This window comes from Streptomyces sp. NPDC100445 (assembly GCF_044759735.1).
Lineage (GTDB): Bacteria > Actinomycetota > Actinomycetes > Streptomycetales > Streptomycetaceae > Streptomyces.
In genome coordinates, this window is record NZ_JBIVZV010000015.1 from 223,176 (window position 1) to 249,225 (window position 26,050).

General features: G+C 74.5%; 21 protein-coding genes and 1 pseudogene. 11 read left to right on the top strand and 11 right to left on the bottom strand.

Translation table 11 applies throughout. The annotated features are described in order from the left end of the window. The first annotated feature begins 29 nt into the window (after positions 1 to 29). Complete coding sequence (locus tag ACIQVT_RS31020) at positions 30 to 788, top strand: MerR family transcriptional regulator (protein ID WP_403761582.1); 759 nt, start codon at positions 30 to 32, stop codon at positions 786 to 788. Positions 789 to 861: 73 nt separating this feature from the next. Here ACIQVT_RS31020 and ACIQVT_RS31025 read toward each other — a convergent pair whose 3' ends face one another. Genes ACIQVT_RS31025 through ACIQVT_RS31035 form a run of 3 tightly spaced genes read right to left on the bottom strand, consistent with a single transcriptional unit; the run spans position 862 to position 5,496 of the window. Further along, positions 862 to 3,039: a 3-hydroxyacyl-CoA dehydrogenase NAD-binding domain-containing protein gene (locus ACIQVT_RS31025; protein ID WP_403761585.1), complete on the bottom strand. Its 2,178-nt coding sequence runs from the start codon at positions 3,037 to 3,039 to the stop codon at positions 862 to 864. 41 nt (positions 3,040 to 3,080) lie between these two features. Further along, on the bottom strand, positions 3,081 to 4,295 hold the full coding sequence (locus tag ACIQVT_RS31030) for an acetyl-CoA C-acetyltransferase (RefSeq protein WP_403761590.1): 1,215 nt from the start codon (positions 4,293 to 4,295) through the stop codon (positions 3,081 to 3,083). Between the two features lie 43 nt (positions 4,296 to 4,338). Further along, entirely contained in the window at positions 4,339 to 5,496 is a 1,158-nt protein-coding gene (locus tag ACIQVT_RS31035; protein ID WP_403761593.1) for a CaiB/BaiF CoA transferase family protein, read from the bottom strand. A 431-nt stretch (positions 5,497 to 5,927) separates the two neighbouring features. On the opposite strand from ACIQVT_RS31035, the gene ACIQVT_RS31040 reads away from it, so the two are divergent. Next, positions 5,928 to 7,106, top strand: a complete 1,179-nt coding sequence (locus ACIQVT_RS31040) for a saccharopine dehydrogenase family protein (RefSeq protein ID WP_403761596.1) — start codon at positions 5,928 to 5,930, stop codon at positions 7,104 to 7,106. A 51-nt stretch (positions 7,107 to 7,157) separates the two neighbouring features. On the opposite strand, the gene ACIQVT_RS31045 is transcribed toward ACIQVT_RS31040, so the two are convergent. Then, on the bottom strand, positions 7,158 to 7,886 hold the full coding sequence (locus ACIQVT_RS31045) for an endonuclease V (protein WP_403761600.1): 729 nt from the start codon (positions 7,884 to 7,886) through the stop codon (positions 7,158 to 7,160). Between the two features lie 60 nt (positions 7,887 to 7,946). Between ACIQVT_RS31045 and ACIQVT_RS31050 the strand changes: the two genes are divergently transcribed. Further along, positions 7,947 to 8,243: a YciI family protein gene (locus ACIQVT_RS31050; RefSeq protein WP_403761603.1), complete on the top strand. Its 297-nt coding sequence runs from the start codon at positions 7,947 to 7,949 to the stop codon at positions 8,241 to 8,243. 9 nt (positions 8,244 to 8,252) lie between these two features. Here the strand turns inward: ACIQVT_RS31050 and ACIQVT_RS31055 are convergent, their stop codons facing one another. Both ACIQVT_RS31055 and ACIQVT_RS31060 read right to left on the bottom strand, forming a co-directional pair. Further along, entirely contained in the window at positions 8,253 to 8,591 is a 339-nt protein-coding gene (locus ACIQVT_RS31055) for a plasmid stabilization protein (RefSeq protein WP_403761606.1), read from the bottom strand. Positions 8,592 to 8,645: 54 nt separating this feature from the next. Beyond that, a pseudogene (locus ACIQVT_RS31060) lies at positions 8,646 to 9,769 on the bottom strand (WD40/YVTN/BNR-like repeat-containing protein). A gap of 246 nt (positions 9,770 to 10,015) precedes the next feature. On the opposite strand from ACIQVT_RS31060, the gene ACIQVT_RS31065 reads away from it, so the two are divergent. The 4 genes from ACIQVT_RS31065 to ACIQVT_RS31080 all read left to right on the top strand — a co-directional run bounded on the left by ACIQVT_RS31065 (position 10,016) and on the right by ACIQVT_RS31080 (position 14,492). Further along, positions 10,016 to 10,432, top strand: coding sequence for an SsgA family sporulation/cell division regulator (locus ACIQVT_RS31065; RefSeq protein WP_403761613.1), 417 nt, complete (start codon positions 10,016 to 10,018; stop codon positions 10,430 to 10,432). 313 nt (positions 10,433 to 10,745) lie between these two features. Next, positions 10,746 to 12,371 (top strand): ABC-F family ATP-binding cassette domain-containing protein, encoded by a 1,626-nt coding sequence (locus ACIQVT_RS31070; RefSeq protein ID WP_403761618.1) that lies wholly within the window; start codon positions 10,746 to 10,748, stop codon positions 12,369 to 12,371. A 148-nt stretch (positions 12,372 to 12,519) separates the two neighbouring features. After that, a complete protein-coding gene (ddaH, locus tag ACIQVT_RS31075) occupies positions 12,520 to 13,296 on the top strand; it encodes a dimethylargininase (protein ID WP_403761621.1) in 777 nt (258 codons plus the stop codon). Between the two features lie 221 nt (positions 13,297 to 13,517). Next, a complete protein-coding gene (locus tag ACIQVT_RS31080; protein ID WP_403761629.1) occupies positions 13,518 to 14,492 on the top strand; it encodes an acyl-ACP desaturase in 975 nt (324 codons plus the stop codon). Positions 14,493 to 14,527: 35 nt separating this feature from the next. Here the strand turns inward: ACIQVT_RS31080 and ACIQVT_RS31085 are convergent, their stop codons facing one another. Continuing rightward, positions 14,528 to 14,773 carry a WhiB family transcriptional regulator gene (locus tag ACIQVT_RS31085; protein ID WP_356820306.1) on the bottom strand — a complete coding sequence of 82 codons (246 nt, stop codon included), beginning with the start codon at positions 14,771 to 14,773 and terminating at the stop codon, positions 14,528 to 14,530. A 268-nt stretch (positions 14,774 to 15,041) separates the two neighbouring features. Between ACIQVT_RS31085 and ACIQVT_RS31090 the strand changes: the two genes are divergently transcribed. Then, complete coding sequence (locus tag ACIQVT_RS31090) at positions 15,042 to 15,833, top strand: VOC family protein (RefSeq protein WP_403761636.1); 792 nt, start codon at positions 15,042 to 15,044, stop codon at positions 15,831 to 15,833. Positions 15,834 to 15,870: 37 nt separating this feature from the next. On the opposite strand, the gene ACIQVT_RS31095 is transcribed toward ACIQVT_RS31090, so the two are convergent. Continuing rightward, positions 15,871 to 16,965, bottom strand: a complete 1,095-nt coding sequence (locus ACIQVT_RS31095) for a LacI family DNA-binding transcriptional regulator (RefSeq protein WP_403761639.1) — start codon at positions 16,963 to 16,965, stop codon at positions 15,871 to 15,873. Positions 16,966 to 17,229: 264 nt separating this feature from the next. Next, complete coding sequence (gene ligD / locus ACIQVT_RS31100) at positions 17,230 to 18,249, bottom strand: non-homologous end-joining DNA ligase (protein ID WP_403761642.1); 1,020 nt, start codon at positions 18,247 to 18,249, stop codon at positions 17,230 to 17,232. Between the two features lie 74 nt (positions 18,250 to 18,323). Between ligD and ACIQVT_RS31105 the strand changes: the two genes are divergently transcribed. Further along, positions 18,324 to 19,400: an ATP-dependent DNA ligase gene (locus tag ACIQVT_RS31105; RefSeq protein WP_403761645.1), complete on the top strand. Its 1,077-nt coding sequence runs from the start codon at positions 18,324 to 18,326 to the stop codon at positions 19,398 to 19,400. A gap of 12 nt (positions 19,401 to 19,412) precedes the next feature. Here the strand turns inward: ACIQVT_RS31105 and ACIQVT_RS31110 are convergent, their stop codons facing one another. After that, complete coding sequence (locus tag ACIQVT_RS31110) at positions 19,413 to 20,603, bottom strand: zinc-dependent alcohol dehydrogenase (RefSeq protein WP_403761648.1); 1,191 nt, start codon at positions 20,601 to 20,603, stop codon at positions 19,413 to 19,415. A gap of 173 nt (positions 20,604 to 20,776) precedes the next feature. On the opposite strand from ACIQVT_RS31110, the gene ACIQVT_RS31115 reads away from it, so the two are divergent. Further along, positions 20,777 to 21,745: a DUF3048 domain-containing protein gene (locus ACIQVT_RS31115; RefSeq protein WP_403761651.1), complete on the top strand. Its 969-nt coding sequence runs from the start codon at positions 20,777 to 20,779 to the stop codon at positions 21,743 to 21,745. 87 nt (positions 21,746 to 21,832) lie between these two features. Here ACIQVT_RS31115 and ACIQVT_RS31120 read toward each other — a convergent pair whose 3' ends face one another. After that, complete coding sequence (locus tag ACIQVT_RS31120; protein ID WP_403761654.1) at positions 21,833 to 24,514, bottom strand: ATP-binding protein; 2,682 nt, start codon at positions 24,512 to 24,514, stop codon at positions 21,833 to 21,835. Positions 24,515 to 24,799: 285 nt separating this feature from the next. On the opposite strand from ACIQVT_RS31120, the gene ACIQVT_RS31125 reads away from it, so the two are divergent. Continuing rightward, the gene (locus ACIQVT_RS31125) at positions 24,800 to 25,942 is read left to right on the top strand and encodes a DUF2510 domain-containing protein (RefSeq protein ID WP_403761657.1); all 1,143 of its coding nucleotides are present in this window, start codon (positions 24,800 to 24,802) and stop codon (positions 25,940 to 25,942) included. Positions 25,943 to 26,050 lie beyond the last annotated feature (108 nt).

Genomic DNA, 26,050 nt, shown 5'->3' on the forward strand with positions numbered 1-26,050 from the left:
GTTCCGGTGGGACAGCGATACTGCTGCACATGACGACCGACACCACGGAGCAGTCGGATCCGGGCGGCCCCAAGCTGACGATCGACGAGCTGGCCGCCCGGGCGGGCGTCACCGTCCGTACCGTCCGTTTCTACGGCACCAAGGGGCTGCTGCCCCCGCCGGTGCTCGGTCCGCGCCGGGTCGGGCACTACGGGCCGGAGCACCTGGCGCGGCTGGCCCTGATCGACGAGCTACAGCGGCAGGGCATGACCCTGTCGGCGATCGAACGGCACCTGCGCCGGTTGCCGCCGGACCTGAGCGCCCAGGACCTGGCCGTCCACCGGGCGGTGGTGGCGTCCTGGGCGCCGGACACGGTGGAGTCGGTGACCCGCGAGGAACTGTGCCGGCTCGCGGGCCGGGAGCTGGACGACGCGGACGTGGTCCGGCTGGCCGACCTGGACGTGGTGGCTGTCGAGGACGGCGGCTACCGGGTCGACACGGGACTCCTGCGGCTGGGCGTCGAGCTGCTCGACGTGCCGCTGTCCCAGGAGGTGGTCCTCGCGGCGCGGGAGGTGCTGCTGGAGCACTCCCGGGCGGCGGCGCAGGAGCTGTCGCGGCTGCTGCGCGGGGCGGTGTCCGAGCGGGCCGCGAAGGACGTGAAGTCACTGACCGCCCACATGCACCCGCTGGTGGTGCAGGCGCTGCTCACGTCGTTCCAGCGTTCCCTGCGGCAGGAGCTGCGCGGCTGGCTGAGCGACCCCCGCGAGCATGCCGGGAGCGGTGACGACGGCGCTGCCGGTCGGGGCTGAGCGGCGGGACACCCCCGGGCGGGGTGCCCGCGGGCCCGCGGGTGGGCAGGCCCGCGGGCCGTCGCGCGGGTGATCAGCGCGCGTCGGTGAAGGTCTCCCCCTTCTCGGCCTTCGCGACGAGCAGCGCGGGCGGGACGAACCGCTCGCCGTACCGTTCGGCCAGCTCGCGGGCGCGGGCGACGAATCCGGGCAGGCCCCCGTCGTAGCCGTTGATGTACTGGAGGACGCCACCGGTCCAGCCGGGGAAACCGATGCCGAGGATGGAGCCGATGTTGGCGTCGGCGACCGAGGTGAGGACGCCCTCCTCCAGGAGACGCACGGTGTCGAGGGCCTCGGCGAAGAGCATGCGCTCCTGCATGTCCCGGAACGGGATCTCGTGCCCGGGCTGCGTGAAGTGCTCGCGCAGGCCCGGCCAGAGCCCGGCCCGCTCGCCGTCCGCCGTGTAGTCGTAGAACCCGGCGCCGCCGCTGCGGCCGGGGCGGCCGAACTCGTCGACCATGCGGTCGATGACCTCCTCCGCCGGGTGCGTCGTCCAGGTGCCGCCCGCCTCCTCGACGGCCCGCCGGGTCTCCTGGCGGATCCTGCGCGGGAGGGTGAGGGTCAGCTCGTCCATGAGGGACAGCACCTTGGCCGGGTAGCCGGCCTGGGCGGCGGCCTGCTCCACGGAGGCGGGCTCGATGCCCTCGCCGACCATGGCGACGCCCTCGTTGATGAAGTGACCGATCACCCGGGAGGTGAAGAAGCCGCGCGAGTCGTTGACCACGATCGGCGTCTTGTTGATCTGCCGCACCAGGTCGAAGGCGCGGGCGATGGCCTCCTCGCCGGTGCGCTCGCCCTTGATGATCTCGACGAGCGGCATCTTGTCGACCGGTGAGAAGAAGTGCAGCCCGATGAAGTCGGCCTGGCGTTCCACGCCCTCGGCGAGGGTGGTGATGGGCAGCGTGGAGGTGTTGGAGCACAGCAGCGCGTCGGGGGCGACGACGGACTCGGTCTCCTGGAACACCTTGTGCTTGAGGGCGGTGTCCTCGAAGACGGCCTCGACGACCGCGTCGCAGCCCGCGAGGTCGGCGACGTCGGCGGTGGGGGTGATCCGGGCTAGCAGCGCGTCCGCCTTCTCGCGGCTGGTGCGGCCCTTGGCGACGGCCTTGGCGCACAGCTTCTCGGAGTAGCCCTTGCCCTTGACGGCCGCCTCCAGGGAGACGTCCTTCAGCAGGACGTCGATGCCCGCGCGGGCGCACGCGTAGGCGATGCCGGCGCCCATCATGCCGGCGCCGAGGACGGCGACCCTGCGGACCGGGCGGGGTTCGACGCCCCGGGGGCGGCTGACGCCGGAGTTGACCGCCTGGAGGTCGAAGAAGAACGCCTGGATCATGTTCTTCGCGGTCTGCCCGGTGACCAGCTCGGTGAAGTAGCGGGTCTCGATGGTGCTCGCGGTCTCGAAGTCGACCTGGGAGCCCTCGACGGCGGCCGCCATGATGCTGCGCGGGGCCGGGTAGGGGGCGCCGCCCGTCTGCTTGCGCAGGCTGGCCGGGAAGGCGGGCAGGTTGGCGGCGAACTTCGGGTGCGCCGGGGTGCCGCCGGGGATCTTGTGGCCGGGGAGGTCCCAGGGCTGGTGCGACTCGGGGTGGGCGTCGATGAAGGCGCGGGCCTTGGCGAGCATCTCCTCCACGCTCGCGGCCACCTCGTGGACGAGGCCGTTCTCCAGGGCGCGCCGGGGGGTGTACTGGGTGCCCTGGAGGAGCACCTTCAGCAGCGCGTCCGTGATGCCCATCAGCCGTACCGAGCGGGTGACGCCGCCGCCCGCGGGCAGCAGGCCGAGGGTGACCTCGGGCAGGCCGATCCGGGAGCCGGGGGCGTCCAGGGCGATGCGGTGGTGGGAGGCGAGGGCGATCTCGTAGCCGCCGCCGAGGGCCGCGCCGTTGAGGGCGGCGACGACCGGCTTGCCGAGGGTCTCGATGCGGCGCAGCGCGGCCTTGATCTCGGTCGCGGTGTCGAAGACCCGTTGGGCGTCCTCGGGGCCGGCCTTGATCATGTCCTTGAGGTCGCCGCCCGCGAAGAACGTCTTCTTGGCGGAGGTGTAGATGATGCCGCGGATGGAGTCCTTCTCGGCCTCCGCGCGCGCGGCGATCGCCGTGACGGAGGTCCGGAAGGCCTCGTTCATGGTGTTCGCGGACTGGTTCGGGTCGTCCAGGACGAGGGTGACGACACCGGTGTCGTCCTGCTCCCAGCGGATGGTGGTGCTCTCGGTCATGACAGTCGTCTCCGTTGAAGTCGCTTGGTTCCGCCGGAAGTTCAGACGCGCTCGATGATGGTGGCGACACCCATGCCGCCGCCCACGCAGAGCGTGGCCAGTCCGTAGCGCTTGTCCTGGCGCTCCAGTTCGTCGATGAGCGAGCCGAGGATCATCGCGCCCGTGGCGCCGAGCGGGTGGCCGAGGGCGATGGCGCCGCCGTTGACGTTGACCTTGTCCAGGGACAGGCCCATGTCCCGCGCGAAGCGCAGCACGACCGCGGCGAACGCCTCGTTGATCTCGACGAGGTCGATGTCGTCGATGGTGAGGCCGGCCTTGGCCAGGGCCTTGCGGGCGGCGGGGGCGGGCCCGGTGAGCATGATGGTGGGCTCCGAGCCGGAGACGGCCGCGGAGACGATCCGCGCGCGGGGGGTGAGGCCGTAGCGCTCACCGACCTCCCCGGAGCCGACCGCGACGAGCGCGGCGCCGTCCACGATGCCGGAGGAGTTGCCCGCGTGGTGGACGTGGTCGATCTTCTCCACCCGGTGGTACTTCTGGAGCGCGACGGCGTCGAAGCCGCCCAGTTCGCCGATGTCCGCGAAGGACGGCTTCAGCCGGGCGAGGGAGTCGGCGGTGGTGCCGGGGCGCATGTGCTCGTCGTGGTCGAGGACGACCAGGCCGCTGCGGTCCCTGACGGGCACGACCGAGCGGTCGAAGCGCCCTTCCTTCCAGGCGGTGGCGGCCCGCTCCTGGGAGAGGGCGGCGTACTCGTCGACGTCCCGGCGGGAGAAGCCCTCGATGGTGGCGATCAGGTCGGCGCTGATGCCCTGGGGCACGAAGTTGACGGTGAGGTTGGTCATCGGGTCGTTGAACCAGGCGCCGCCGTCGGAGGCCATCGGGACGCGGGACATGGACTCGACACCGCCCGCCAGGACCAGGTCCTCCCAGCCCGAGCGGATCTTGGCGGCGGCCAGGTTGACGGACTCCAGGCCGGAGGCGCAGAAGCGGTTCTCCTGCACGCCCGCGACCGTGTCCGGCAGTCCGGCGGCGATGGCGGCGATCCGGGCGATGTCGGCGCCCTGGTCACCGACGGGCCCGACGACGCCGAGCACGATGTCGTCGATGGCCGCCGGGTCCAGCCCCGGGAAGCGGTCGCGGATCTCGTGGATGAGCCCGACGACCAGGTCGATGGGCTTCGTGCCGTGCAGGGCGCCGTTCGCCTTGCCGCGGCCGCGCGGGGTGCGGATCGCGTCGTACACGTACGCTTCGGTGCTCACTGGGGTGCCTTTCGGGAGGGTGGGCCGAGCGGGAGGGGCCGGGTCAGGCGCCGTCGGTGACCGGGTCGCCGGTCGGCCGGGCGGGTATGCCCCAGTCCCGGGCGACCGCCTCCGCGTCCGCGCCGGGCCGGGCGGGACCGGTGCGGACGGTGGTGGGCGTCGCGGAGAAACGGGGCGCGGGGGCGGGCTGGGTGATGCCGCCGTGGTCGGTGAAGGTGCCGCGGGCGGCGAGGTGCGGGTGGTGCGGGGCCTCGCGCAGGGTCAGTACGGGCGCCACGCAGGCGTCGGTGTCCTCGAAGACGGCGGTCCACTCGGCGCGGGTGCGGGAGCGGAAGCGGGCGGCGATCCGTGCGCGCAGTTCGTCCCAGCGGGCCGGGTCGGTACGGGCGGACGAGGGGTCGTCGAGGCCGAGCAGGCGCAGGAACTCGTCGTAGAACCGCTCCTCCAGGGCGCCGACCGCCATGTGGCCGCCGTCGGCGGTCTCGTAGGTGCCGTAGTAGGGGCAGCCGCCGTCCAGCAGGTTGGCGGCGCGGCGGTCCTGCCAGGCGCCGGCGGCGAGCATGCCGTGGATCATCGTGGAGAGGTGGGCCGTGCCGTCGACGATGGCGGCGTCGACCACCTGGCCGGTGCCGCTCGCCCGGGCGTGGTGCAGGGCGGCGAGGACGCCGACGGCCAGGTAGAGGGAGCCGCCCGCGTAGTCCCCGAGGAGGTTGGCGGGGGCGGCCGGCGGCTCGCCGGGGCGGCCGGTCATGCCGAGTGCGCCGGTGAGCGCGATGTAGGAGATGTCGTGGCCCGCGCGCCGGGCGAGGGGGCCGTCCTGGCCCCAGCCGGTCATGCGGCCGTAGACCAGGCGGGGGTTGCGGGCGTGGCAGTCCGCGGGGCCGACGCCGAGCCGCTCGGCGACGCCGGGGCGGTAGCCCTCGACGAGGACGTCGGCGCGCTCGGCGAGGTCCAGGACGCGCGCGGCGCCGTCCGGTGTCTTCAGGTCGACGACGACCGAGCGCTTGTTGCGGTTGGTGACGTCGTACGCGGGGTCGACGGCGAGACCGGGGCCGCCCGGACGGTCCACCCGGACCACGTCGGCGCCCAGGTCGGCCAGGAGCATGGCGGCGAACGGGCCCGGTCCGATGCCCGCGAGCTCGACCACGCGCACGCCGTGGAGCGGGCCTGCGCCCGGCGTCGGCGTCCCTGCCGTTGTCATGCGACCAGCTCCCGGAGCGTGTGTGACACAACTGATGTAACACCGATGATGCTAGGAACGCGTCCCACCGGGCACAAGACCTGAACGAGCAAGCGCTTAGCGAAGTGCCCGTCCCGCCGCCCCTCACCCGGGAGAGTGACGCGCCCGCCGAGTGCGCTTCGCGTCCCAGGGGCCTGGTGGCTACGGGTCGGGGGTGCTGGACCCGGCCGGACCGGGGGTCCACGACTCGGTCGCCGGAGGGCCGGCCGGACCGGCGTACAGCTCTTCCGCGCGGACGTGGGCGGGTGCTTTCTCCCGCTTCTTCGGGGCATTCCTGGCCGCCGCCATCGGCTTCCTCCGGGTGACGTGTCGGGCTCGGCACCCCTCACGCTAGCCTCAGCCACCGACAGCGGCGCGGGCTGCGCGACGGGTCGCACGAACCGAGGGGTGTCATGAGCAGGCTAACCACGACAGGCCGTCCCTACGACGTCGTGCTCTTCGGGGCCACGGGCTTCGTCGGCGCGCTCACGGCCCGGTATCTCGCCGCCCACGCGCCCGCCGACCTGCGCTGGGCGATCGCCGGCCGCGACGAACGCCGGCTGGCGGAGCTGCGCGAGCGGCTGCCCGGCGGCGCGGTGCCCGACGTGCTGCGCGCCGACGTGGACGAACCGGCCACCCTGCGCGCCCTCGCCGAACAGGCGCGCGTGGTCGCCACGACGGTCGGGCCCTACGTGCTGCACGGCGGGGACCTCGTCGCCGCCTGCGCCGACGCGGGCACCGACTACCTGGACCTCACCGGCGAACCGGAGTTCGTCGACCTGATGTACGTCCGGCACGACGCCCGCGCGCGCGAGACCGGCGCACGCCTGGTGCACGCCTGCGGCTTCGACTCCGTACCCCACGACCTCGGCGCGTACTTCACCGTCCGGCAGCTGCCGGAGGGCGTCCCGCTGACCGTCGACGGCTACGTGAGCGCCGACGCCGCCTTCTCCGGCGGCACCCTCGCCTCGGCGCTGAACCAGATGGCCCGCGGCCGGCGGATGCTCGGCGCCGCGCGCGAACGGGCCCGCCACGAACCGCGGCTGCCGGGCCGCCGGGTGACGGCTCCCACGGGCGCCCCGAGGTTCGCCGGTGAGATCGGCGCGTGGGCGCTGCCGCTGCCGACCATCGACCCGCAGGTCGTGCGCCGTTCGGCGCGGGCGCTCGAGCGGTACGGCCCGGACTTCCGCTACCGGCACTACGCGGCCGTCCGCCGCCTGCCGGTGGCGCTCGGGTCGGTCGCCGCCGTGGGCGCGCTGACGGCGGCGGCCCAGGTGCCGACCGCCCGCCACTGGCTGTCGGACCGGCTGCGGCCGGGCGACGGGCCGAGCGAGCGGAAGCGCGCGAAGAGCTGGTTCCGGGTGCGGTTCGTCGGCGAGGGCGGCGGGCGCCGCGTGTTCACGGAGGTCGCGGGCGGCGACCCCGGGTACGACGAGACCGCGAAGATGTTCGCCGAGGCGGCCCTCGCCCTGGCCTTCGACGACCTGCCGCCGACGGCCGGACAGGTCACCACGGTCGAGGCGATGGGCGACGCCCTGACCGCGCGGCTGCGCGCAGCCGGGATCACCTTCCGGGTCGCGGCGGAACGCTAGGCCCTGTCTGACAATTCGCGTCTGCCGCCCTTCGGGTGACGACGCGGATTGTCAGACAGGACCGGAACCGCCCGCCGGGCCCGCGGAGAGCTCCGCGGCGGCCGCTCGCAGGGCCCGGCGGCACAGGGCGTCCGCGTGGCGCGTGGTCTCCGGCAGCCGGTGGCGCGGGGTGAGCGCCAGGGTGTGGGCCAGGGCGGTGCCGAGGCTCACCCGGTGGCCCGCCGAGACGAACACCGGCTTGACGCCGTCCCGGGTCCGCAGGGCGCGCCCGACCTCCTCGGGACCGTCGAGCAGCGGTGCGGAGCTGCCGCGCGCCGGCGCCGGGTCGTCGTACGTGAAGGTGAACGGGTTCTTGGCGACGCCGACGGTCGGCAGGTCCATGAGCACGCCGAGGTGGCTGGCCAGGCCGAAGCGGCGCGGATGGGCCACTCCGTAGCCGTCGCACACCACCAGGCCGGGTGGGCACGGCAGCCGGTCCAGGGCGGCCCGTACGGTCGGGAGCTCCCGGAAGGCGAGCAGCCCGGGCACGTAGGGGAAGGAGACCCGGCCGACCGCCGTCGCCTCCGCGACGACCTCCAGGGTCGCGGCGTCCAGCACGACGGCCGCCGCCGCGACGAGGTCAAGGCCGTCGTCGTAGGCGACGTCGACCCCCGTGACGCGGCCCGTCCCCGGCGGGGGTCCGGGCTCGCCGAGATCCACCCGCCCGCGCAGCCCGTCCTGCACCGCACGGGCCTCTTCCTCGGTCGCGGGCCAGCCCGCGGGTACGCCCACGATCGTCATGACGGGCGACTGTACGGGGCCGCCCCGGGGCGCCGGCCGGCCGGGGGTAGGCTCGTGATCATGTTCGTACTGGAACTGAGCTACACCGCGCCGCTCGATGCCGTGGACGCCGTCCTCCCCGACCACGTGGCCTGGCTGGACGAGCAGTACGAGAAGGGTCTCTTCCTGGCCTCCGGGCGCAAGGAACCCCGCGACGGAGGGGTGATCCTGGCCGTCGCGGGGAACCGCGCCCGGATCGAGGAGATCGTCGCGGGCGACCCGTTCGTCACCGCCGGGGTGTGCGCCTACCGCGTCACGGAGTTCGTCGCCACGAAGACGGCTCCGGAGCTGGCGCGGCACCGGCAGACGCTCGGCTGAACCGGCGGCTCAGCCCTTCTTGGAGTCCAGCGCGCGCTGGAGCTCGTCCTTGTTCATGTTCGAGCGGCCTTCGATGCCGCGCTGCTTCGCCTCGTTGTAGAGCTGGTCGCGGGTCGGCCCGTGCGAGCCGGACCGGTTGCCCGAGCGCTGGCCGCCCCGCTTGCCGGACGACATGTCCTGGGTGGAGCTGCGGCTGGCGGTCTTCGACTCGCCCGACCGCGCGCGCTCCTTGTTGACGGTCCGCGCGGCGATCTCCTTGGCGCGTCCCTCGCTCTCGCCCCGGTCCTGGGCGCTGTCCTTGATGTGCTTGTACTGACGCTCGCGCTTGGGGCTGGAACCGGCTGGCATGATCGCTCCTTTCCTTGCGGCAGGGAGCGGGTACCCACGTTCCGGCCGTCCACGTCAGGGTTCCAGCCGGGCCACCCTGCCGTGTTCCCCGGCCGCCCAGCAGACCTCGTGCGCCAGCGGCGGCCGCCGTCGGTGGTCCGGTCGGTGCCCTCCGGGCCGACGGCCAGTGCGGCGGAGCGGCTGTGCGGGAGCCAGGCGGCACCGGAGCGGTAGGCGGGCGGCGGGGCCGCGGCGGGCCGCCAGGTCCGGCCGCCGTCGGTGGTGACCGCGGCGCGGCGCTGCGCGGTGACGGCCGGCCGGCGCGGTAGTCGCCGCCGACCGCGATGCCGTGGGCGCGGTCGCGGAAGGCGAGCGCGAAGACGCCCTCCGCCGGATCGCCCGCCGGGACCGGCGTGTCGGCGGCCGTCCAGGTCAGTCCGCGGTCGGCGGAGTGCAGCACGCGCGCGGGCGGCGCCGCCGGTGGCCAGCCAGACGTCCTTCGGGCCGGAGGTGACCAGGCACTGCCCGCTCGCGGCGAAACCCGCCTCGCCGTCCAGGGCGGGCGGCATGCCCGCCGAGGGCGGTACGCGCCGGCCACGGCCGCCGTCGGACCTGGAAAGGAGCCGGAACCGCCCGTCCACCGGGTCGCTCAGGGCGAGGCCGTGGCGGGGGTCGGAGAAGGCGAGGCAGTCGTAGAAGGCCTTCGGGTCGGTGTTGCGGAACGACTCCGTCCAGGTGGTTCCGCCGTCGTCGGTGCGGTAGACGCGGGACGCCTCGCCCTCGCCGATGGCCAGGACCACCGCGCGCCGCGCGTCGAACGCCTCGACGTCCCGGAACTCCGGCGCGGCCGCGCCCGGCGTGGAGACGTCGCGCCAGCGGGCGCCGCCGTCCGTGGTACGCAGCACCGTGCCGCCGGTGCCGGCCAGCCAGGCGGTGCGCGGGCCGACGGCCGCGAGCCCCCGGTAGCGGACCTGCGGGGTGCCGGGATCCTTCGGCGTCCAGTGCGGGACCGCCGGGTCCGCGCCGCCCGGCCCGGGTGCCGGCCGCCCGGTGCCCGCCGGTGCGGGGTGCGGGTGTCCGAGCGGCCGGGCCCCGGCCGCCGGGGCGGTCAGCAGGGCCAGCGCCGCCCCGCACGCCGTCCCCACCGCCACCGGTCGTCCCACCGGTCCCCCGCGTCGCGTGCTCACCCAGCGCCTCATGGCGGGCGAAGCCAGTGCGCCGCACCGGTGCCGTCCAGAGGACCGTCCGGTGTCTCGCGGGGCTGCCCGCGGCGGCGGGGAGGTGCCGGAGAGTGATCACGGACACGCGGCCGGGTCCCCGCGCATGAAGGCGGTGACCGAGGTCACTCGTTCCCCGTGTGCACGCAACGGCCGTTTCCTTCGTCTCTTCCGGTACCGGGTGTCACACGTCCGGACGTAGTCCAGCCGTCACGAGGGAGCAAGGCGTTGTCCACCGTCATCGAGCAGCCCGTAGAGGCCCGCCTCGTCGCCGCCGCACCGCGCATGCCGAACATCCCCGCCACGCTGCGTTACGACCGGCGCGACCCGTTCGCCGTCCGCATGACGTTCCCCGCCCCGGCGACCCTGGAGGGCGTCGAGGTCTGCTGGACCTTCTCCCGGGAGCTGCTGGCGGCCGGGCTGGCGGGACCGGAGGGGTACGGCGACGTCCGGGTGCGGCCGTACGGGTACGACCGCACGGTGCTGGAGTTCCACGCCCCGGAGGGCACCGCGATCGTGCACGTGCGCTCCGGTGAGATCCGGCGGTTCCTGGCCGCGGCCGACGCCCTGGTGCCCGTCGGCCGTGAACACCTCCAGGTCGACCTGGACCACGACCTGGCCGAGTTGATGCGGGACGCCTGCTAGCGCCCGCCCCGCGCCACGCGCGCGTGCCGGGGGCGGCGCGGTAATCCCGTTGACACCCTTCCGGCCCCTCTCCTACCGTTCACAGTGGTTCTGTTGCCGCCGATCGGAGAAGGACGTTGCTCGTCTGAGGTCTCGAGACACCGCGTCGCACCGGTGAGGTGTGCGCGGCGTACGACCTCGGCGTCCGAGCCGTCCGTCCCCGGCACAGGCCCTTCCTCCACGGCCTGCTCGCGTTCCCGGGCCCTTCGGTTTCCGCCTCGCGGTGTCTCGACACGTGTCCGCCCGACCCGTTCGCACCGTAAACGAGGCGCCCATGTCTGCTTCCCTCACCTGTTCCTCCCTGTCCTTCGCCTGGCCCGACGGCACCACCGTCTTCGAGGGCCTCGACCTCGCCTTCGGCCCCGGCCGCACCGGCCTCGTCGGCGTCAACGGATCAGGCAAGTCCACCCTGCTGAAACTGCTGGCCGGCGAGCTGGTCCCGGCCGCCGGCACCGTCAAGGCGGCCGGCGAGACCGGCTACCTGCCGCAGAACGTCACCCTGGACACCGCGCTCCGCGTCGACCAGGCCCTCGGCATCGCCGGCCGGCGCGCCGCGCTGCACGCCATCGAGGCGGGCGACACCGCCGAGGAGCACTTCGAGACCCTCGGCGACGACTGGGACGTCGAGGAACGCGCCCTCGCCGCCCTCGGTGAACTCGGCCTCGGCCACATCGGTCTGGACCGCACCGTCGGCGAGGTCTCCGGCGGCGAGTCGGTCCTGCTGCGGCTCGCCGCGCTGCTGCTGCGCCGCCCGGACGTGCTGCTGCTGGACGAGCCGACCAACAACCTCGACCTGTACGCGCGCCGCCGGCTGTACCAGGCCGTCGCCTCCTGGCCGGGGGTGCTGGTGGTGGTCAGCCACGACCGGGAACTGCTCGACCTGGTCGACCGGATCGCGGACCTCCGCTCCGGGGAGGTCACCTGGTACGGCGGCAACTTCTCCGCCTACGAGGAGGCGCTGGCCGTCGAGCAGGAGGCGGCCGAGCGGATGGTGCGCGTCGCCGAGGCCGACGTGCGCAGGCAGCGGCGGGAACTGTCCGACGCCCAGGTCAAGCTGGCCCGGCGCAAGCGCTACGGGCAGAAGATGTGGGACTCCGCACGCGAACCGAAGATCGTCATGGGCGCGCGCAAACGGGCCGCCCAGGAGTCCGCGGGCAAGCACCGCCTGCTGCACGAGGGCCGGCTCGCCGAGGCCCGGGAGCGCCTGGACGAGGCGGCGGAGGCGGTCCGGGACGACGACGAGATCCGCGTCGACCTGCCCGCCACGGCCGTGCCGCCCGGGCGGCAGGTGCTCACCCTGGAGAACCTGGAGATAGCCCACGGCGCCCGGGTGGCGGGCGTCCTCGATCTGCGCGGCCCGGAACGGATCGCGCTCGTCGGCCGCAACGGCTCCGGCAAGACGACACTGCTGCGGACCGTCGCCGGGGAGCTGGCGCCGGTGTCGGGCACGGTGACGGCGCACGTGCCGCAGCGGTTCCTGCCCCAGCGGCTGGACGTGCTCGACGACGGCCTGACGGTGGCCGAGAACGTGGCCCGGTTCGCGCCGGACGCCACCGCCAACCGGATCCGGGCGCGTCTGGCCCGCTTCCTGTTCCGGGGCGGGCGGGCCGACCAGCAGGCGGGCACCCTGTCGGGCGGCGAGCGGTTCCGGGCGGCCCTGGCCGCGCTGATGCTCGCCGAACCCGCGCCCCAGCTGCTGCTGCTCGACGAGCCGACCAACAACCTCGACCTGGCCAGCGTCCGGCAGCTGACCTCGGCACTGGAGTCGTACGAGGGCGCGCTGGTCGTGGCCGGCCACGACCTGCCGTTCCTGGACTCGGTCGGCATCACCCGGTGGCTGCTGATGGAAGGGGGACAGCTGCGGGAGACGACCCGCGAGGCGCTCGGCGACCCGGCCTGACCGGCCCGGACGACGACGGGGGAACGGCCGCGGCCCGGCGGCGGGGTTTTTGTGCCGGCCGCGGCCCGCCCTGCATGATGGCGGACCGGTGCCGTCCCGCCGGCACCGCCGAACCGCACCGTCGACCGCCAGACCCGAAAGGCCCGTCGTGCCCAGCAAGAAGGCCCTCGTCCGCCGCCCCAGCCCCCTCCTCGCCGACGGTCTGGTGACGCACCTCGAGCGGGAGAAGGTGGACGTCGGGCTCGCCACCGAGCAGTGGGAGGCCTACGTCGAGACACTGCGCGCCCACGGCTGGGAGACGGTCGAGGTCGAGCCGGCCGACGACTGCCCGGACTCGGTGTTCGTCGAGGACACCGTGGTCATGTTCCGGAACGTGGCGCTGATCACCCGGCCCGGAGCGACGTCCCGCCGGGCGGAGACCGCCGGCGTCGAGGAGGCGGTGGCCCGCCTCGGCTGCTCGGTGAACTGGATCTGGGACCCGGGCACCCTGGACGGCGGCGACGTCCTCAAGGTCGGTGACACGGTGTACGTGGGCCGGGGCGGGCGGACCAACGCGGCCGGCGTGCAGCAACTGCGGGCCGCCTTCGAACCGCTGGGCGCCCGGGTGGTCGCCGTCCCCGTGACCAAGGTGCTGCACCTGAAGTCGGCCGTGACCGCCCTGCCCGACGGCACGGTGATCGGGCACATCCCGCACGTGGACCGGCCGTCGCTGTTCCCGGGTTTCCTGTCGGTGCCCGAGGAGGCCGGCGCACACGTGGTGCTGCTCGGCGGCGGCAAGCTGCTCATGGCGGCGAGCGCCCCGAGGACCGCCGAGTTGCTGACCGACCTCGGCCACGACGTGGTCACGGTCGACATCGGCGAGTTCGAGAAGCTGGAGGGCTGTGTGACCTGTCTCTCCGTGCGGCTGCGGGAGCTGTACGCCTGACCGGGTGATCCAGTCCGGCCGGCGGCCCCGGGACCTGCGGGTCCCGGGGCCGCCGCGTACCCGCGCGAGAGTCGCTCCCGGCGGCTGATCAGCGGTTCCTTTACGGTCGCCTTAACCTACGGCTTCGTAACCTACGGGTTCGTAGCCTACGATCTCTTAGGCTCCCGGCACCGCTCGCCGGGCCTCCCCCTCCCCCCGTTCGGCGTCCCCCTGGAGTTCCCGTGACGATCACCTCCCCCCATCTCGGCAGCCCGACCGTCTGGACCGACGCCCGGCTGCTCCACGCGCTGGAGGAAGTGGTCGAGACCGAACTGAACCGGCACCTGAAGGTCGCCAAGGACTGGATGCCGCACGAGTACGTGCCGTGGAGCGACGGACGCAACTTCCCGGGCCTGTTCGAGGACGGGGAGGCCTGGGCGAAGCCGCAGTCCAAGGTCACGGAGATCGGCCGGATCGCCCTCGTCGTCAACCTGCTGACCGAGGACAACCTGCCCAGCTACCACCACGAGATCGCCTCGCTGTTCGGCCGCGACGGCGCCTGGGGCACCTGGGTGCACCGCTGGACGGCCGAGGAGGGCCGCCACGGCATCGTGATGCGCGACTACCTGCTCACCTCGCGCGCGGTCGACCCCGACCAGTTGGAACAGTTCCGCATGTCCCACATGAGCGAGGGCTTCGAGTCCGACAACCGGCACTCGATGCTGCACTCGATCGCCTACGTCGCCTTCCAGGAGCTGGCCACCCGGATCTCGCACCGCAACACCGGCCACCAGTCCGGCGACCCGGTCTGCGACCGCATGCTGGCTCGGATCGCCACCGACGAGAACCTGCACATGGTCTTCTACCGCAACCTGCTGAAGGCCGCGTTCGAGCTGGCGCCCGACCTCACCATGCAGGCGGTCCGGGACGTCGTCGTGAACTTCCGCATGCCCGGCCACGGCATCCCCGGCTTCGAGCGGGCCGCCGCGCAGATGGCGATCGGCGAGGTCTACAACCTTCGCATCCACCACGACGACGTGATCCAGCCGGTCCTGCGCTTCCTGAAGGTCCTGGAGATCGACGGCCTCGGCCCCGAGGGACGCCAGGCGCAGGAGGAGCTGGGCCTGTACCTGGGCGGCCTGGACACGGAGGCCGCGAAGTTCGACGAGAAGCTCGCCGCGCGCAAGGCCCGGATGGCGGCGCGCGCCGCGGGCTGACGGCCCGCGCGGGCGCGGCCGGCCGGGGCCGGTTGTCAGCGGGCGGTGCGCCGCAGGGCGAGGCGTTCCTTCTCCGACAGGCCGCCCCAGACGCCGAACCGCTCGTCGTTGGCGAGCGCGTAGTCCAGGCAGGCCGGGCGCAGCTCGCACATGGCGCAGATGCGCTTGGCGTCGCGCACGGAGCTGCCGGGCTCGGGGAAGAAGAAGTCGGGCCCGGTCTGCGCGCACAGGGCCTGCGCCTGCCAGGTGTCGTCGGCCGGGGTGATGGTTTCGGAGTGCATGGCCAGGAGCCTGCCGCACACCGAAAAACGTTCGATCAACGCCGGATCAACGGCTCCCCCAGGCCGTCCCCGCGCCCGTCGCCGTTCCCGTGCACCCCGATGCTGCTCCGTGGACCCACTCCGCGCACGGCGGCGCGCGGAACCGCCGGGGAAACCGGCGCGGGAGCCCCCGGTGGCCGGCGCGGCGCGGTGCTCCGGCGGCGCGTGCCGGTGGGCGGTGCCACACTCGGCAGTGCACAGGACGGGACCCCCTTCGAGGAGGGCGAGAATGCTCACCACCCGTTTCGTCACCGGCGCCCCGAACTGGATCGACGTCACCACCCCCGACCTGGACGGCGCCACCTCCTTCTACGGCGACCTCCTCGGCTGGCGGTTCCGGTCGGCCGGTCCGGAGGCAGGCGGTTACGGCTTCTTCCAGCGGGACGGCAGGACCGTCGCGGGCGGCGCGCGGACCGGGCCGGAGCAGGGCCCGCCGACCTGGACGGTGTACTTCCGCAGCGAGGACGCGCAGGCCACCGCCGACACCGCCGAGCAGGCCCACGGCGGCGTCCTGCTGCCGCCGACGGACGTGATGGGCGAGGGCCGCATGGCGGTCCTCGCCGACCGGGCGGGCGTGCCGTTCGGGATCTGGCAGCCGGGGCGGACCGTCGGTGTCGACGCGGCGAACGAACCGGGCGCGCTGTGCTGGGTGGAGCTGTACACCCGGGACGTCGCCGCGGCGGCGGCCTTCTACCACCGGGTGCTCGGCCTGGAGACCTACGGGGTCTCCTTCCCCGGCGGGACGTACACCTGCCTCGGCCCGGCCGGGGCCGGCGAGGACGCGATGTTCGGCGGCGTGGTCCCGCTGGCCGACGCCCCGGCCGGCGCACGGGAGGAGGCGTACTGGCTGCCGTACTTCGAGGTGGAGGACCCCGACGCCGTGGCCGGCCGGGCGGAGCGGCTCGGCGGGCAGGTGCGCACGCCGCCGACGACGGTGGACGGTGTCGGCCGCATGGCCACACTCACCGACCCGTACGGCGCCCGCTTCGCCGTGATCCGGAACGCCTCGGCGCAGAGCTGACCCGGTGGGGTGACCGGCCCCGGCGCCCGGCCGAGGATCAGGCCGACGCCCGGCGTATCAGGGTCGTCGGGAGGATGACCCCCGCCGGTGAGGTGCCCGGGGCGCCGGCGCCGGGCCGGGCGAGGTCCTCGGCCACCGGGTCGCCACGCTCCCCGGTCAGGCCCTGGAGCAGGAGACGGGCCATCAGGCGGCCCACCTCCTCGATGTCCTGGCGGACGGTCGTCAACGGCGGGTCGGCCTGCTCGGCCACCGGCATCACGTCGTCGAAGCCGACCACCGCCACGTCCTCGGGGACACGCCGGCCGCTCTCGCGCAGCACCCGCAGGGCGCCGAGCGCGGAGAGGTCGTTGGCGGCGAACACGGCGTCCACGTCCGGGCGGCGGGCGAGGAGTTCCCGCATCGCGCGTTCCCCGCCGGCCGGGGTGAAGTCGCTCTCCACGACCAGCGAGGGGTCCTGGCTGCCGTGGACGTCGGCCATGACGTCCCGGTAGCCGTCGAAGCGGTCCACCGCCGACGTCTGGTCCAGCGCGCCGGTGATGTGCGCGATGTGCCGGCGGCCGAGGCCGACGAGGTGCCGTACGGCCGTGCGGGCGCCGCCGCGGTTGTCGCAGTCGACGTACACGGCGCCCGGCAGCGGCGCCCTGGTGCCCTCGTCCCAGTCGGGCCGGCCGCCGAACACCGTGGGCAGGCCGGCGTCGTGGATGAGGCCGGGCAGCGGGTCGTCCAGGTGGAGGGAGAAGACGAGCGCGCCGTCGACATGGCCGCCGGCGAGGTACCGGGCCACGCGCGCGTGGTCGGCGCGGCCCTCGGTGAGCAGCAGCACGAGCTGGTTGTCGTGGGCGGTCAGTTCCTTGCTGATGCCGCGCAGTTGGAGGGCGAAGAAGGGGTCGGCGAAGACCCGGGCCTCGGGTTCGGCGATGACGACGGCGACGGCGTCGTGCCGCCGGGTGACGAGGCTGCGCGCCGCCTGGTTCGGGACGTACCCCAGCTCCTCCACGGCCCGCCGGACCCGCTCGGCCAGCGGTTCGCGGACCCCGTCCCCGCCGTTGACCACCCGGGACACGGTGGCCCGGGAGACGCCGGCCCGCGCGGCCACGGCCTCCAGCGTGGGGCGCGACACTGCCTCGGTCACTTCGGGACTCCTCATCGGCGGTTGCCGATCAGGATAGCCGTGGGACCCCGGCCGGCCGCTGTCGGCAGCGGCTCGCGCGAGCGGGGCGACGGCGGTTCCCCCCGGCCCGTAAGGCACGTGTCGTGGACAACCCCCGCGCACGGCGCGCCGGGCTCCGGAGGCCGGCGTCGACCCTCCCCGTGCGGGCGTCGACGCCGGGCAGCGGGGCCGGGCTCGGTGGCCGTACTGCGGAAAGGGCGGGTCCACCGGGTGGGGCGGTTCGGGTCAGGGCGTCGGCTCGGGGCGGGCCCGGCTCGGCTGGACGCGCTTGGGTTCGCCGGGCATCTTCGGGTACTCCGGCGGGTACGGCAGGTCGCCGAGCCCGTGATCGTGCTCGTCCCGGCGGGCCAGGTCGAGCAGCGCCTCCAGGGAGTGGGCGTGGTCGTCCATGCCGGCGTGCACGTCGCCGACCTCGGCGAACCGGGCGGGCATGGTGGCGAGGTCGAAGTCGCGGGGGTGGGCCGTGCCGACCTCCTCCCAGCGCAGGGGCGCGGAGACGGGGGCGTGCGGGCGGGGGCGTACGGAGTAGGCGGAGGCGATGGTGCGGTCGCGGGCCGTCTGGTTGTAGTCCAGGAAGATCCGGCGTCCGCGTTCCTCCTTCCACCACCTGATGGTCACCAGGTCGGGCATCCGGCGTTCCATCTCCCGGCCGACCGCGATCGCCGCACGCCGCACCTGGGTGAAGGTCCAGCGGGGTTCGATGGGCACGAAGACGTGCAGACCCCGGCCGCCGGAGGTCTTCGGCCAGCCGCGCAGTCCGCCGAACTCGTCCAGTACGGCCCGCAGTTCGTGGGCGGCGCGGACCGCGTCGTCGTAGTCGGTACCGGGCTGCGGGTCGAGGTCGATGCGCAGCTCGTCGGGGTGGTCGACGTCGGTGGCGCGCACCGGCCAGGGGTGGAAGGTGAGGGTGCCGTACTGGGCGGCCCACACCACGGCGGCCTCCTCGGTGGGGCACATCTCATCGGCGCTGCGTCCGCTGGGGAAGGTGATGTGGGCGGTCGGGATCCAGTCGGGCATCCCCTTGGGGGCCCGCTTCTGGTAGAACCACTCGCCGCCGACGCCGTCCGGGTAGCGCTCCAGGGTGGTCGGGCGGTTTCGCAGGGCGCGCAGGATGCCGGGGGCGACGGCCGCGTAGTAGCGGGCGAGGTCCAGCTTCGTGAAGCCCCGCTCCGGGAAGAACACCTTGTCCGGGCTGGACAGCCGTACCGTCCGGCCGCCCACCTCGAGTTCCACCGCATCGCCCATGCGGCCACGGTAGGCGCACCCCACGCGGCGCGCATACCGGGCGGAGCGGGGCGTATGCGCGCAGAATCGGAGCCATGGATCTGCCCGTCATGCCGCCCGTCAAGCCCATGCTCGCCAAGTCGGTCGCGAAGATCCCGCCGGGCATGCACTACGAGGCGAAGTGGGACGGGTTCCGCTCGATCGTGTTCCGGGACGGTGCCGAGGTCGAGCTGGGCAGCCGTACCGGAAAGCCGCTGACCAGGTACTTCCCCGAGCTGGTAGCAGCGCTGCGGGAGCGGCTGCCCGAGCGGTGCGTGATCGACGGGGAGATCGTGATCGCGCGGGACGGCCGGCTGGACTTCGACGCGCTGACCGAGCGGATCCATCCGGCGGCGTCCCGGGTGCGGACGCTCGCGGAGCGCACGCCGGCGTCGTTCGTCGCCTTCGACCTGCTGGCCCTGGACGACCACGCCCTGCTGGACGAGGAGCTGACCGACCGGCGCGCCCTGCTGGACCGGGCGCTGGCCGGGGTGACGCCGCCGGTGCACCTGGCACCGGCGACGACCGACATCGAGGTGGCCCGGCAGTGGTTCGAGCGGTTCGAGGGCGCCGGTCTGGACGGGGTGGTCGCGAAGCCGCTCACCCTGCGCTACCGCCAGGACGAGCGGGCGATGTTCAAGATCAAGCACGAGCGGACGGCGGACGTGGTGGTGGCCGGGTACCGCTTCCACAAGAGCGGCCCGGTCGTCGGCTCCCTCTTGCTCGGGCTGTACGACGACCGGGGCCGGCTCCAGCACGTGGGCGTGTCCGCCGCCTTCCCCATGCGCACCCGCGCCGAACTGGTCGAGGAGCTGGCGCCGTTGCGCATGGACGACGTGTCCGCGCACCCGTGGGCCGCCTGGGCGGACGAGGCCGCGCACGAGACCGCCCGGCTGCCGGGCGCGCCGAGCCGCTGGTCCGGCAAGAAGGACCTGTCCTGGGTGCCGCTGCGGCCGGACCGGGTGGCCGAGGTGGCCTACGACCACATGGAGAACGGGCAGCGCTTCCGGCACACGGCCCGGTTCCGCCGCTGGCGGCCGGACCGTACGCCGGACAGCTGCACCTACACCCAGCTGGAGGAGCCGGTGCGCTACGACCTGGCGGAGATCCTCGGGGAGCGGGAGCGCGGCTGAGAGCCGGGTGCGCTACGGCTGCATGAGGACCTTGACGGCCCCGTCCTGCTTGCGCTGGAACATCTCGTACGCGTGCGGGGCGTCCGCCAGCGGCACCCGGTGCGTGGCGAAGTCGTCGACACCGAGCGGGTCGGCGTCGGTCAGGTAGGGCATGATCTGGTCGCTCCAGCGGCGGACGTTGGCCTGCCCCATGCGCAGCTGGATCTGCTTGTCGAAGAGGGTGAGCATCGGCATCGGGTCGGCCATGCCGCCGTACACCCCGCTGAGGGAGATGGTGCCGCCGCGGCGGACCAGGTCGATGGCCATGTAGAGGGCGCCGAGCCGGTCGATGCTGAAACGCTCGGCGAGCGGGGCGCTGATCTTGCGCGGCAGCAGCGCGGTGGCCTGCTGGGCCAGTTTGGCGGCGGCGCTGCCGTGCGCCTCGGTGCCGACGGCGTCGATCACGGCGTCCGGGCCCCGGCCGCCGGTCTGGTCCTGGATGGCGTGGACGAGCGCCTTCTCGTTGTCGAAGGCCCTGAGGTCGTACGTCTCCACGCCGCGCCGCTTCGCCCGGGCGAGCCGCTCGGGCACGAGGTCGACACCGAACACCCGCTCGGCGCCGCGGGCCAGGGCGATGCGGCAGGCCATGTCACCGATGGGGCCGAGACCGAGGACGGCCAGGGTGCCGCCCGGCGGGACGGCCGCGTACTCGACGGCCTGCCAGGCGGTCGGCAGCACGTCGGAGAGGTAGACGAACCGGTCGTCGGAGGGGCCCTCGGGCACCTTGATGGGCCCGAACTGCGCCTGCGGCACCCGCAGGTACTCGGCCTGACCACCGGGGACGGCGCCGTACAGGCGGGTGTAGCCGAAGAGTTGGGCACCCATGCCCTCGCCGGTGACCTGGGTGGTCTCGCACTGGGTGGGCAGACCGGTGTCGCACATGAAGCAGTGTCCGCAGGCGATCTGGAACGGCACCACGACCCGGTCGCCGGGCCGCAGGTTCGTGACCTCCGCGCCGACCTCCTCCACGATGCCCATCGGTTCGTGGCCGAGGATGTCACCAGGGGTCATGAACGGGGTCAGCACCTCGTACAGGTGCAGGTCCGAACCGCACAGTCCGGTCGACGTGACCCGGATGACGGCGTCCGTGGGTTCCTCGATCCTCGGGTCGGGCACCTCCTCGACCCGGACGTTCCGCTTGCCCTGCCAGGTGACTGCCTTCATGCGGTCGCACTCCCTTCGGTCGCGTGTGGCTGCGTCCTGCGTCCCGTGCGCGGTGGCCGCCGAGTACCCGGGCCGCCCGCGACGAATCCCGGCCGTCACCGTGGGCGGCCCGCTGTGGCCGGCCGTGGACCGGTGGGCGCACAATCGGACATGACGGACGGGGGTGGTCCGCGGTGGACACCAGGGACAGGGCCCGCCGGCGGCGCGTGGCACCGGTGGCGGCACTGCTGGCCGGCGCGCTGTCGGCCTCGCTCGTGGCGGGCTGCGCCCGGCACGGCCGGGACGACGACCACCGCGCCCCGCACCACACCCGGACGCCGACCGCGCCGACAGCCCCCACGGGGGCCGGTCCCCCTCTCGCCGTGAAGATCGACAACGCGCCCGCGGCACGTCCGCAGACCGGGCTGGAGACGGCGGACGTGGTGTACGCGGAGCAGGTGGAGGGCGGCCTGAGCCGGCTGATGGCGGTGTACGCGACCCGGCTCCCGCGCACCGTGGGTCCCGTGCGCAGCGCCCGCGAGTCCGACCTGGAGCTGCTGCGCCAGTTCCGCCGGCCGGTCCTCGCCTTCTCGGGCGCCCAGCACGCCTTGCTCCCGCTGATCGACCGGGCGCCGCTGCGGGCCGAACCGCCCGACGAGGCGCCCGGCGCCTACCACCGCGACACCGGCAGGGCCGCCCCGCACAACCTCTACCTGCGCCCGGCCGCCCTCCTGCGGACCGCTCCCGGCACGGCGGCACTGACCACGGGGTTCCGCTACGGCCCGGCCCCCTCCGGCGGCACCCCCGCCCCCTCCCGGACGGTGCGCTACCCGGCCGCCCGTTTCACCTTCACCTGGTCGGCCGCGCGCGGGAGTTGGCGAGTGACGATGGACGGCACCCCCGCCGGCACGGCCCCGGCGACGGTGGTCGTGCAGCACGTACGGGTCCGTACCTCGCGCTACCACGACGCCCTCGGCAACCACACGCCGTACACCGCGACGGTGGGCTCCGGCCGGGCGGAGGTGCTGCGGGACGGGCGCGCCTTCGAGGCCCACTGGTCACGGCCGACGGCGGCGGCCGGTACGGCGTTCACCGCGCCCGACGGCAGCCGGCTGGACTTCGCCGCCGGGCAGGTGTGGGTGGTGTTCGTACCGGCGGGGTGAGCGGGCGGGCGGGACCACGGGCGGCCGGAACAGGACTCGCGGCAGCGCCTCCGGTCCCCCACCGGGCGTCGGTCCGTCGCCGACGCGTCAGTGGAGGCCGTGTCCCGCCGCCCGGGCCTCGCGTGCTCGGTCCGCGAGGCCGTCCGCGCCGCAGGCCAGGGCGAGGTCCAGACCCCGGTCGAGTTCCGTGGCGGAACGGGCCGCGATGCCGTACTCGATCCGGGCCGCGGCGTGCTCGTACTGGCAGGGCGAGGCCTCCAGGTGGGTGACGGCCCGGGCGGCGAGCCGTACCGCCTCCTGGCCCGTCGCCAGCGCGGCGGCACAGCGCAGGGCCTCGCCCACCGCGGTGTCGGTGCCGAACCGTTCGGCCTGCCGGCGGGCGTCGGCGGCGAGCCGCGCGGCCCGGGCCGGATCCCGGCCGGCGAGGGCCCTGGCGAGGTCGACGGACCAGGGCGCGAGGACCGGGTTGTGGCCGCCGCGGGAGACGGCGGTCTTCTCGGCGGCCTCCAGTTCGTTGACGCCGTCCTCGGTGCGGCCGACGGCGAGCAGCAGACGGCCACGCACGGAGCGGATGTCGGGCAGCACGATCGTGGACGGGTACGGCGGTGCGAAGCCGTACTGTTCGGCGACCGACCAGGCCTTGGCGACGCGGCCCCGGGCCAGCAGGGTGTCGACCAGCCCGCAGACGGCCGACCAGTACAACGGCAGCCGCCGGCCCACGCGTTCGGCCAGGACCAGGGCCTCGCGCAGGGTGGTCTCGGCGTCGCGCAGCCTGCCCTGCCGGCGGTAGGCGAGCCCCAGGAAGGCGTTGGCCAGGGAGAGGTGGCCGCCGTGCCAGCCGGCCGCGGTGTAGACGCGCCGGGCCTCGGTGAACAGGCTCTCGGCGCGCTCCAGCCGGTCGGCGTAGGCGTACGCGCTGCCGAGCATCATCAGCAGTTCCATGCCCCACGCCGGGTCGGTCCAGCCGAGGCCGGGCGCGAGGCGGCCGTTGACGAGGGCCCGGTCGCACAGGGCCACGACCTCGTCGGCGCTCTCGCCGTGGGTCATCGCGTCGAAGCCGCGCAGGATCAGCAGGGCACGTTCGGCGTTGTCGCGGCCGGTGCAGGTGGCGGCCAGCTCGGCCAGGCGCCGGGAGCGGGCCGGGGAGACGGTCTCGCCGTGGATGCCCTCCCACATGAACTGGAAGGCCTGGAGCCGCATCCGGACGGGCCCCGCCTCGTGCCGGGCGGCCTCGGCCTCGACCGTGCGGACGGCCTCCTCCAACTGGTCGTTGTGGAGCAGGGCCTGGGAGAGGCGGACGACGGCGTCGACCCGTTCGGTGCCGTCCAGGCCGCGCATGCCGAGCGCGCTCTGGAGGTGGCCGATGGTGACCGCCGGGTTGGTCAGCAGGGTGGCGCAGCCCAGTTCGTACAGGACGTGGGCGTGCACCTCGGGCAGGGGCGGTTCCCGCAGGGCGCGTTCCAGGCAGCGGCGGGCCGCGTCGGGCGCGCCGACGGCGAGGTGTTCGCGGGCGGCGTCGCGCAGTTGCCGGACGAGTTCCTCGTCGTCGTCCGGGTGCACCTTCAGCAGGTGCCGGGCGGCCTCGGCGGCACCGCGGCCCAGCTCGGTGATCATCTGGGCGGCGACGCCGTGCATGGCGGTGCACACGCCGGGCGGGATGGAGTCGTAGACGGCGGAGGCGATGAGCGGGTGGACGAACTCCAGCTCGCCGGCCTCGTGTTCCGCGGCGGCGGCCGGGTCGGGCGGGGTGAGGATGCGGGCGTTGCGGAGCAGTTCGGCGCTGTGCCGGGCCACGTCGTCGCTCATGGTGGCGAGGCGGGCGACCATGTCGACGGTGATGCCGGTGCCGAGGATGGCGGCGGCCCAGGCGAACCGGGTGGCCTCCAGGCCGAGGCCCTTGAGCCGGTCGACCAGTCCGCCGCCGCGGGCGCCCCGGTTGAGGGCGCGCAACTCCCCGGCCTGCGCCTCGACGGGCTGGAGTTCGCTGTCCCGTACCTTGGCGAGGAGTTCGACGGTGTCGTAGGGGTTGCCGGCGGTGACGGCCCAGACCTCGCGGCAGAACGCGTCGTCGGCGTGGCGGCCGAGGGTGGCACGGGTGAGGCCGGCGGTGGCGTCCGGGGTGAGGGTCCTGAGGTTGCTGACGGGACGGCCGGCGGCCGCCGCCGCGTCGAGGTGGCGGGCGCCGTCCCCACCGGCCCCGTCCGGGCGGCGGGCGACCACGACGAGGACGGACAGGCCGGCCAGGCGCCCGGCGAACGCGGCGAGCCAGCGCAGGGTCTCCTGGTCGGCCCAGTGGGCGTCGTCGAGGAGCAGGACGAGCGGCCATTCACGGCCGGCCAGCCGGCACACCGCGGCGACCAGTCCGTCGCAGACGTACTGCGGGTCGGCGTTGCCCGCCCGCGGGTCGGCTATGCCGAGGGCGGGGCCGGCGATGTCGTACCAGTCGCCGAGGTACTCGCGGGCCTCGTCGGGCGGCAGGGACAGCAGCGCGGGCTGGAGCAACTGCCGTACCACGTTGAACGGGACGGACTTCAGGGTCTCGGCGCCGCGCGCGGACCATACCGTGCAGCCGCGGCGCTCGGCGATGCGGCGGGTCTCGGCCAGCAGCGCCGTCTTGCCGAGTCCGGCCTCGCCCCGGAAGACCAGCAGGCTGCCGGCGGACGAACGGTCGGCGCAGAGCGCGTCGAGCGCGTGTACGACGGTGGCGATCTCGGTGTCCCGCTCCCACAGGGGAGCCGAACCGGCCGCCGACGGGCGTCCCTCCGCCATGCGTTGCCTCCCCAGGTCGCCCGGACGACGTACGGAGCACGAGCGTAGTCCTTGGACGGGGTCCGTGGTGGCGGGTCCGTCAGGTATCGCCCCGCCGGGTGAACGCGGGTGCGGCCGGGCGACGCCGGTCCCGTCCGCCCGGCGGACGCGGGCGTGGACGCCGGGGTTCCGGTGAGGTCGGGGACGGGGGCCGGGCACCCGGGAGCCGGGCGTGGCGCGCCCGTTCACGGCATCGGCGGTGGACACTCTCATCCCTCTTTCACCGTTGCCTCATACGGTGGGGGCATGACGCAGGTGACTCCTCCCGGGTGGTACCCCGATCCCGGGCAGACGCATGACGCTCCGCCCACCGAACGCTGGTGGGACGGCAAGGCCTGGACGGACCGGACCCGCCCCGCCGGCACGGCCGCCTCGTGGGGTCCCCCGCCGGGACCGGCGGCCGGCGCCGTCCCGTCCCCGGCCCCTCCCGGACAGCCGGCCCCACCCGGACAGCCGGCCGGTCCGGCGGCCGCCGCACCGACGGGGTACGGCGCGTATCCCGGCGGGGCGGGGTACGGCGCGTACCCGGGACACCCGGCGTACCCCGCCCAGCCCCCGGCCGGGTCCCGGCGCGGGCTGCGCGCGGTCATAGCCGTCGCGGTGACGGCCGCGGTGCTGGTGAGCATCGGGGTCGGCGTGTACGCCCTCGCCGGGCACGGCGGCGACGGTGACCGCGCGGCTTCGCAGCGGGGCCCGGGCGGCGGGCAGGAGGGCGGCCGGGGCGGCCCGTTCGGCGGCCCGGGCGGCTCCGGCGGTGCCGGTGACTCGGGCGGGTCGGGCGGTTCCGGTGGGCAGGGCGGGCCGGGCGGCTCCGGCGGGGCCTCGCCGTCACCTCAGCGGTCCGGGGCGCCGGAGGTGCAGGGCGGCGGCACGGTGTCCGACCCGGTCACCGGCATCAGCCTGCCGGTGCCGAAGGGCTGGACCGGGCAGGCGAGCCGCGCCGGCGTGGCGGTGACCTCGGGCGACTCCTACAAGTGCCCGGGCGACACCACCAAGACGTGCACGGCGGGCGGCGCCTACACGGCCCCGGCGGCGCTGCTGGGCATCCGGGCCGGCACGGCCGAGAAGGTCGCGAAGGCGGACATCGCCGCCAACGTCAAGGAGTCGTACGGCGGCACCACCTACGGCGGCATCACCTCGCACCAGGTGCTGGCCTCCCGGGCGGTGAAGGTCGCCGGGCAGCAGGGCTACCTGGTCCGCTGGAAGGCGGTCACCAGCAAGGGCGCCGACGGCTACGTCGAGTCCGTGGCCTTCCCCTCGCCCGACAACCCCCGGCAGTTCCTGGTGGTGCGCTTCGGCGTGGACGTCGGCCGGCAGGTGTCCGTGGTCGACGAGATCGTCAAGGGGATCAAGGTCTCGTCCGGCACCGGCGACGGCCAGGACGTCTGAGACCCGGATCGGCCGGGTGGGGTTCCTCTCCGCTCAAGAGGAACCCCACCCGGCCGGGGGGTGCGCGCCGCCCCCGTCCCCACGGTGCGGCGCGGTCAGACCACCGTT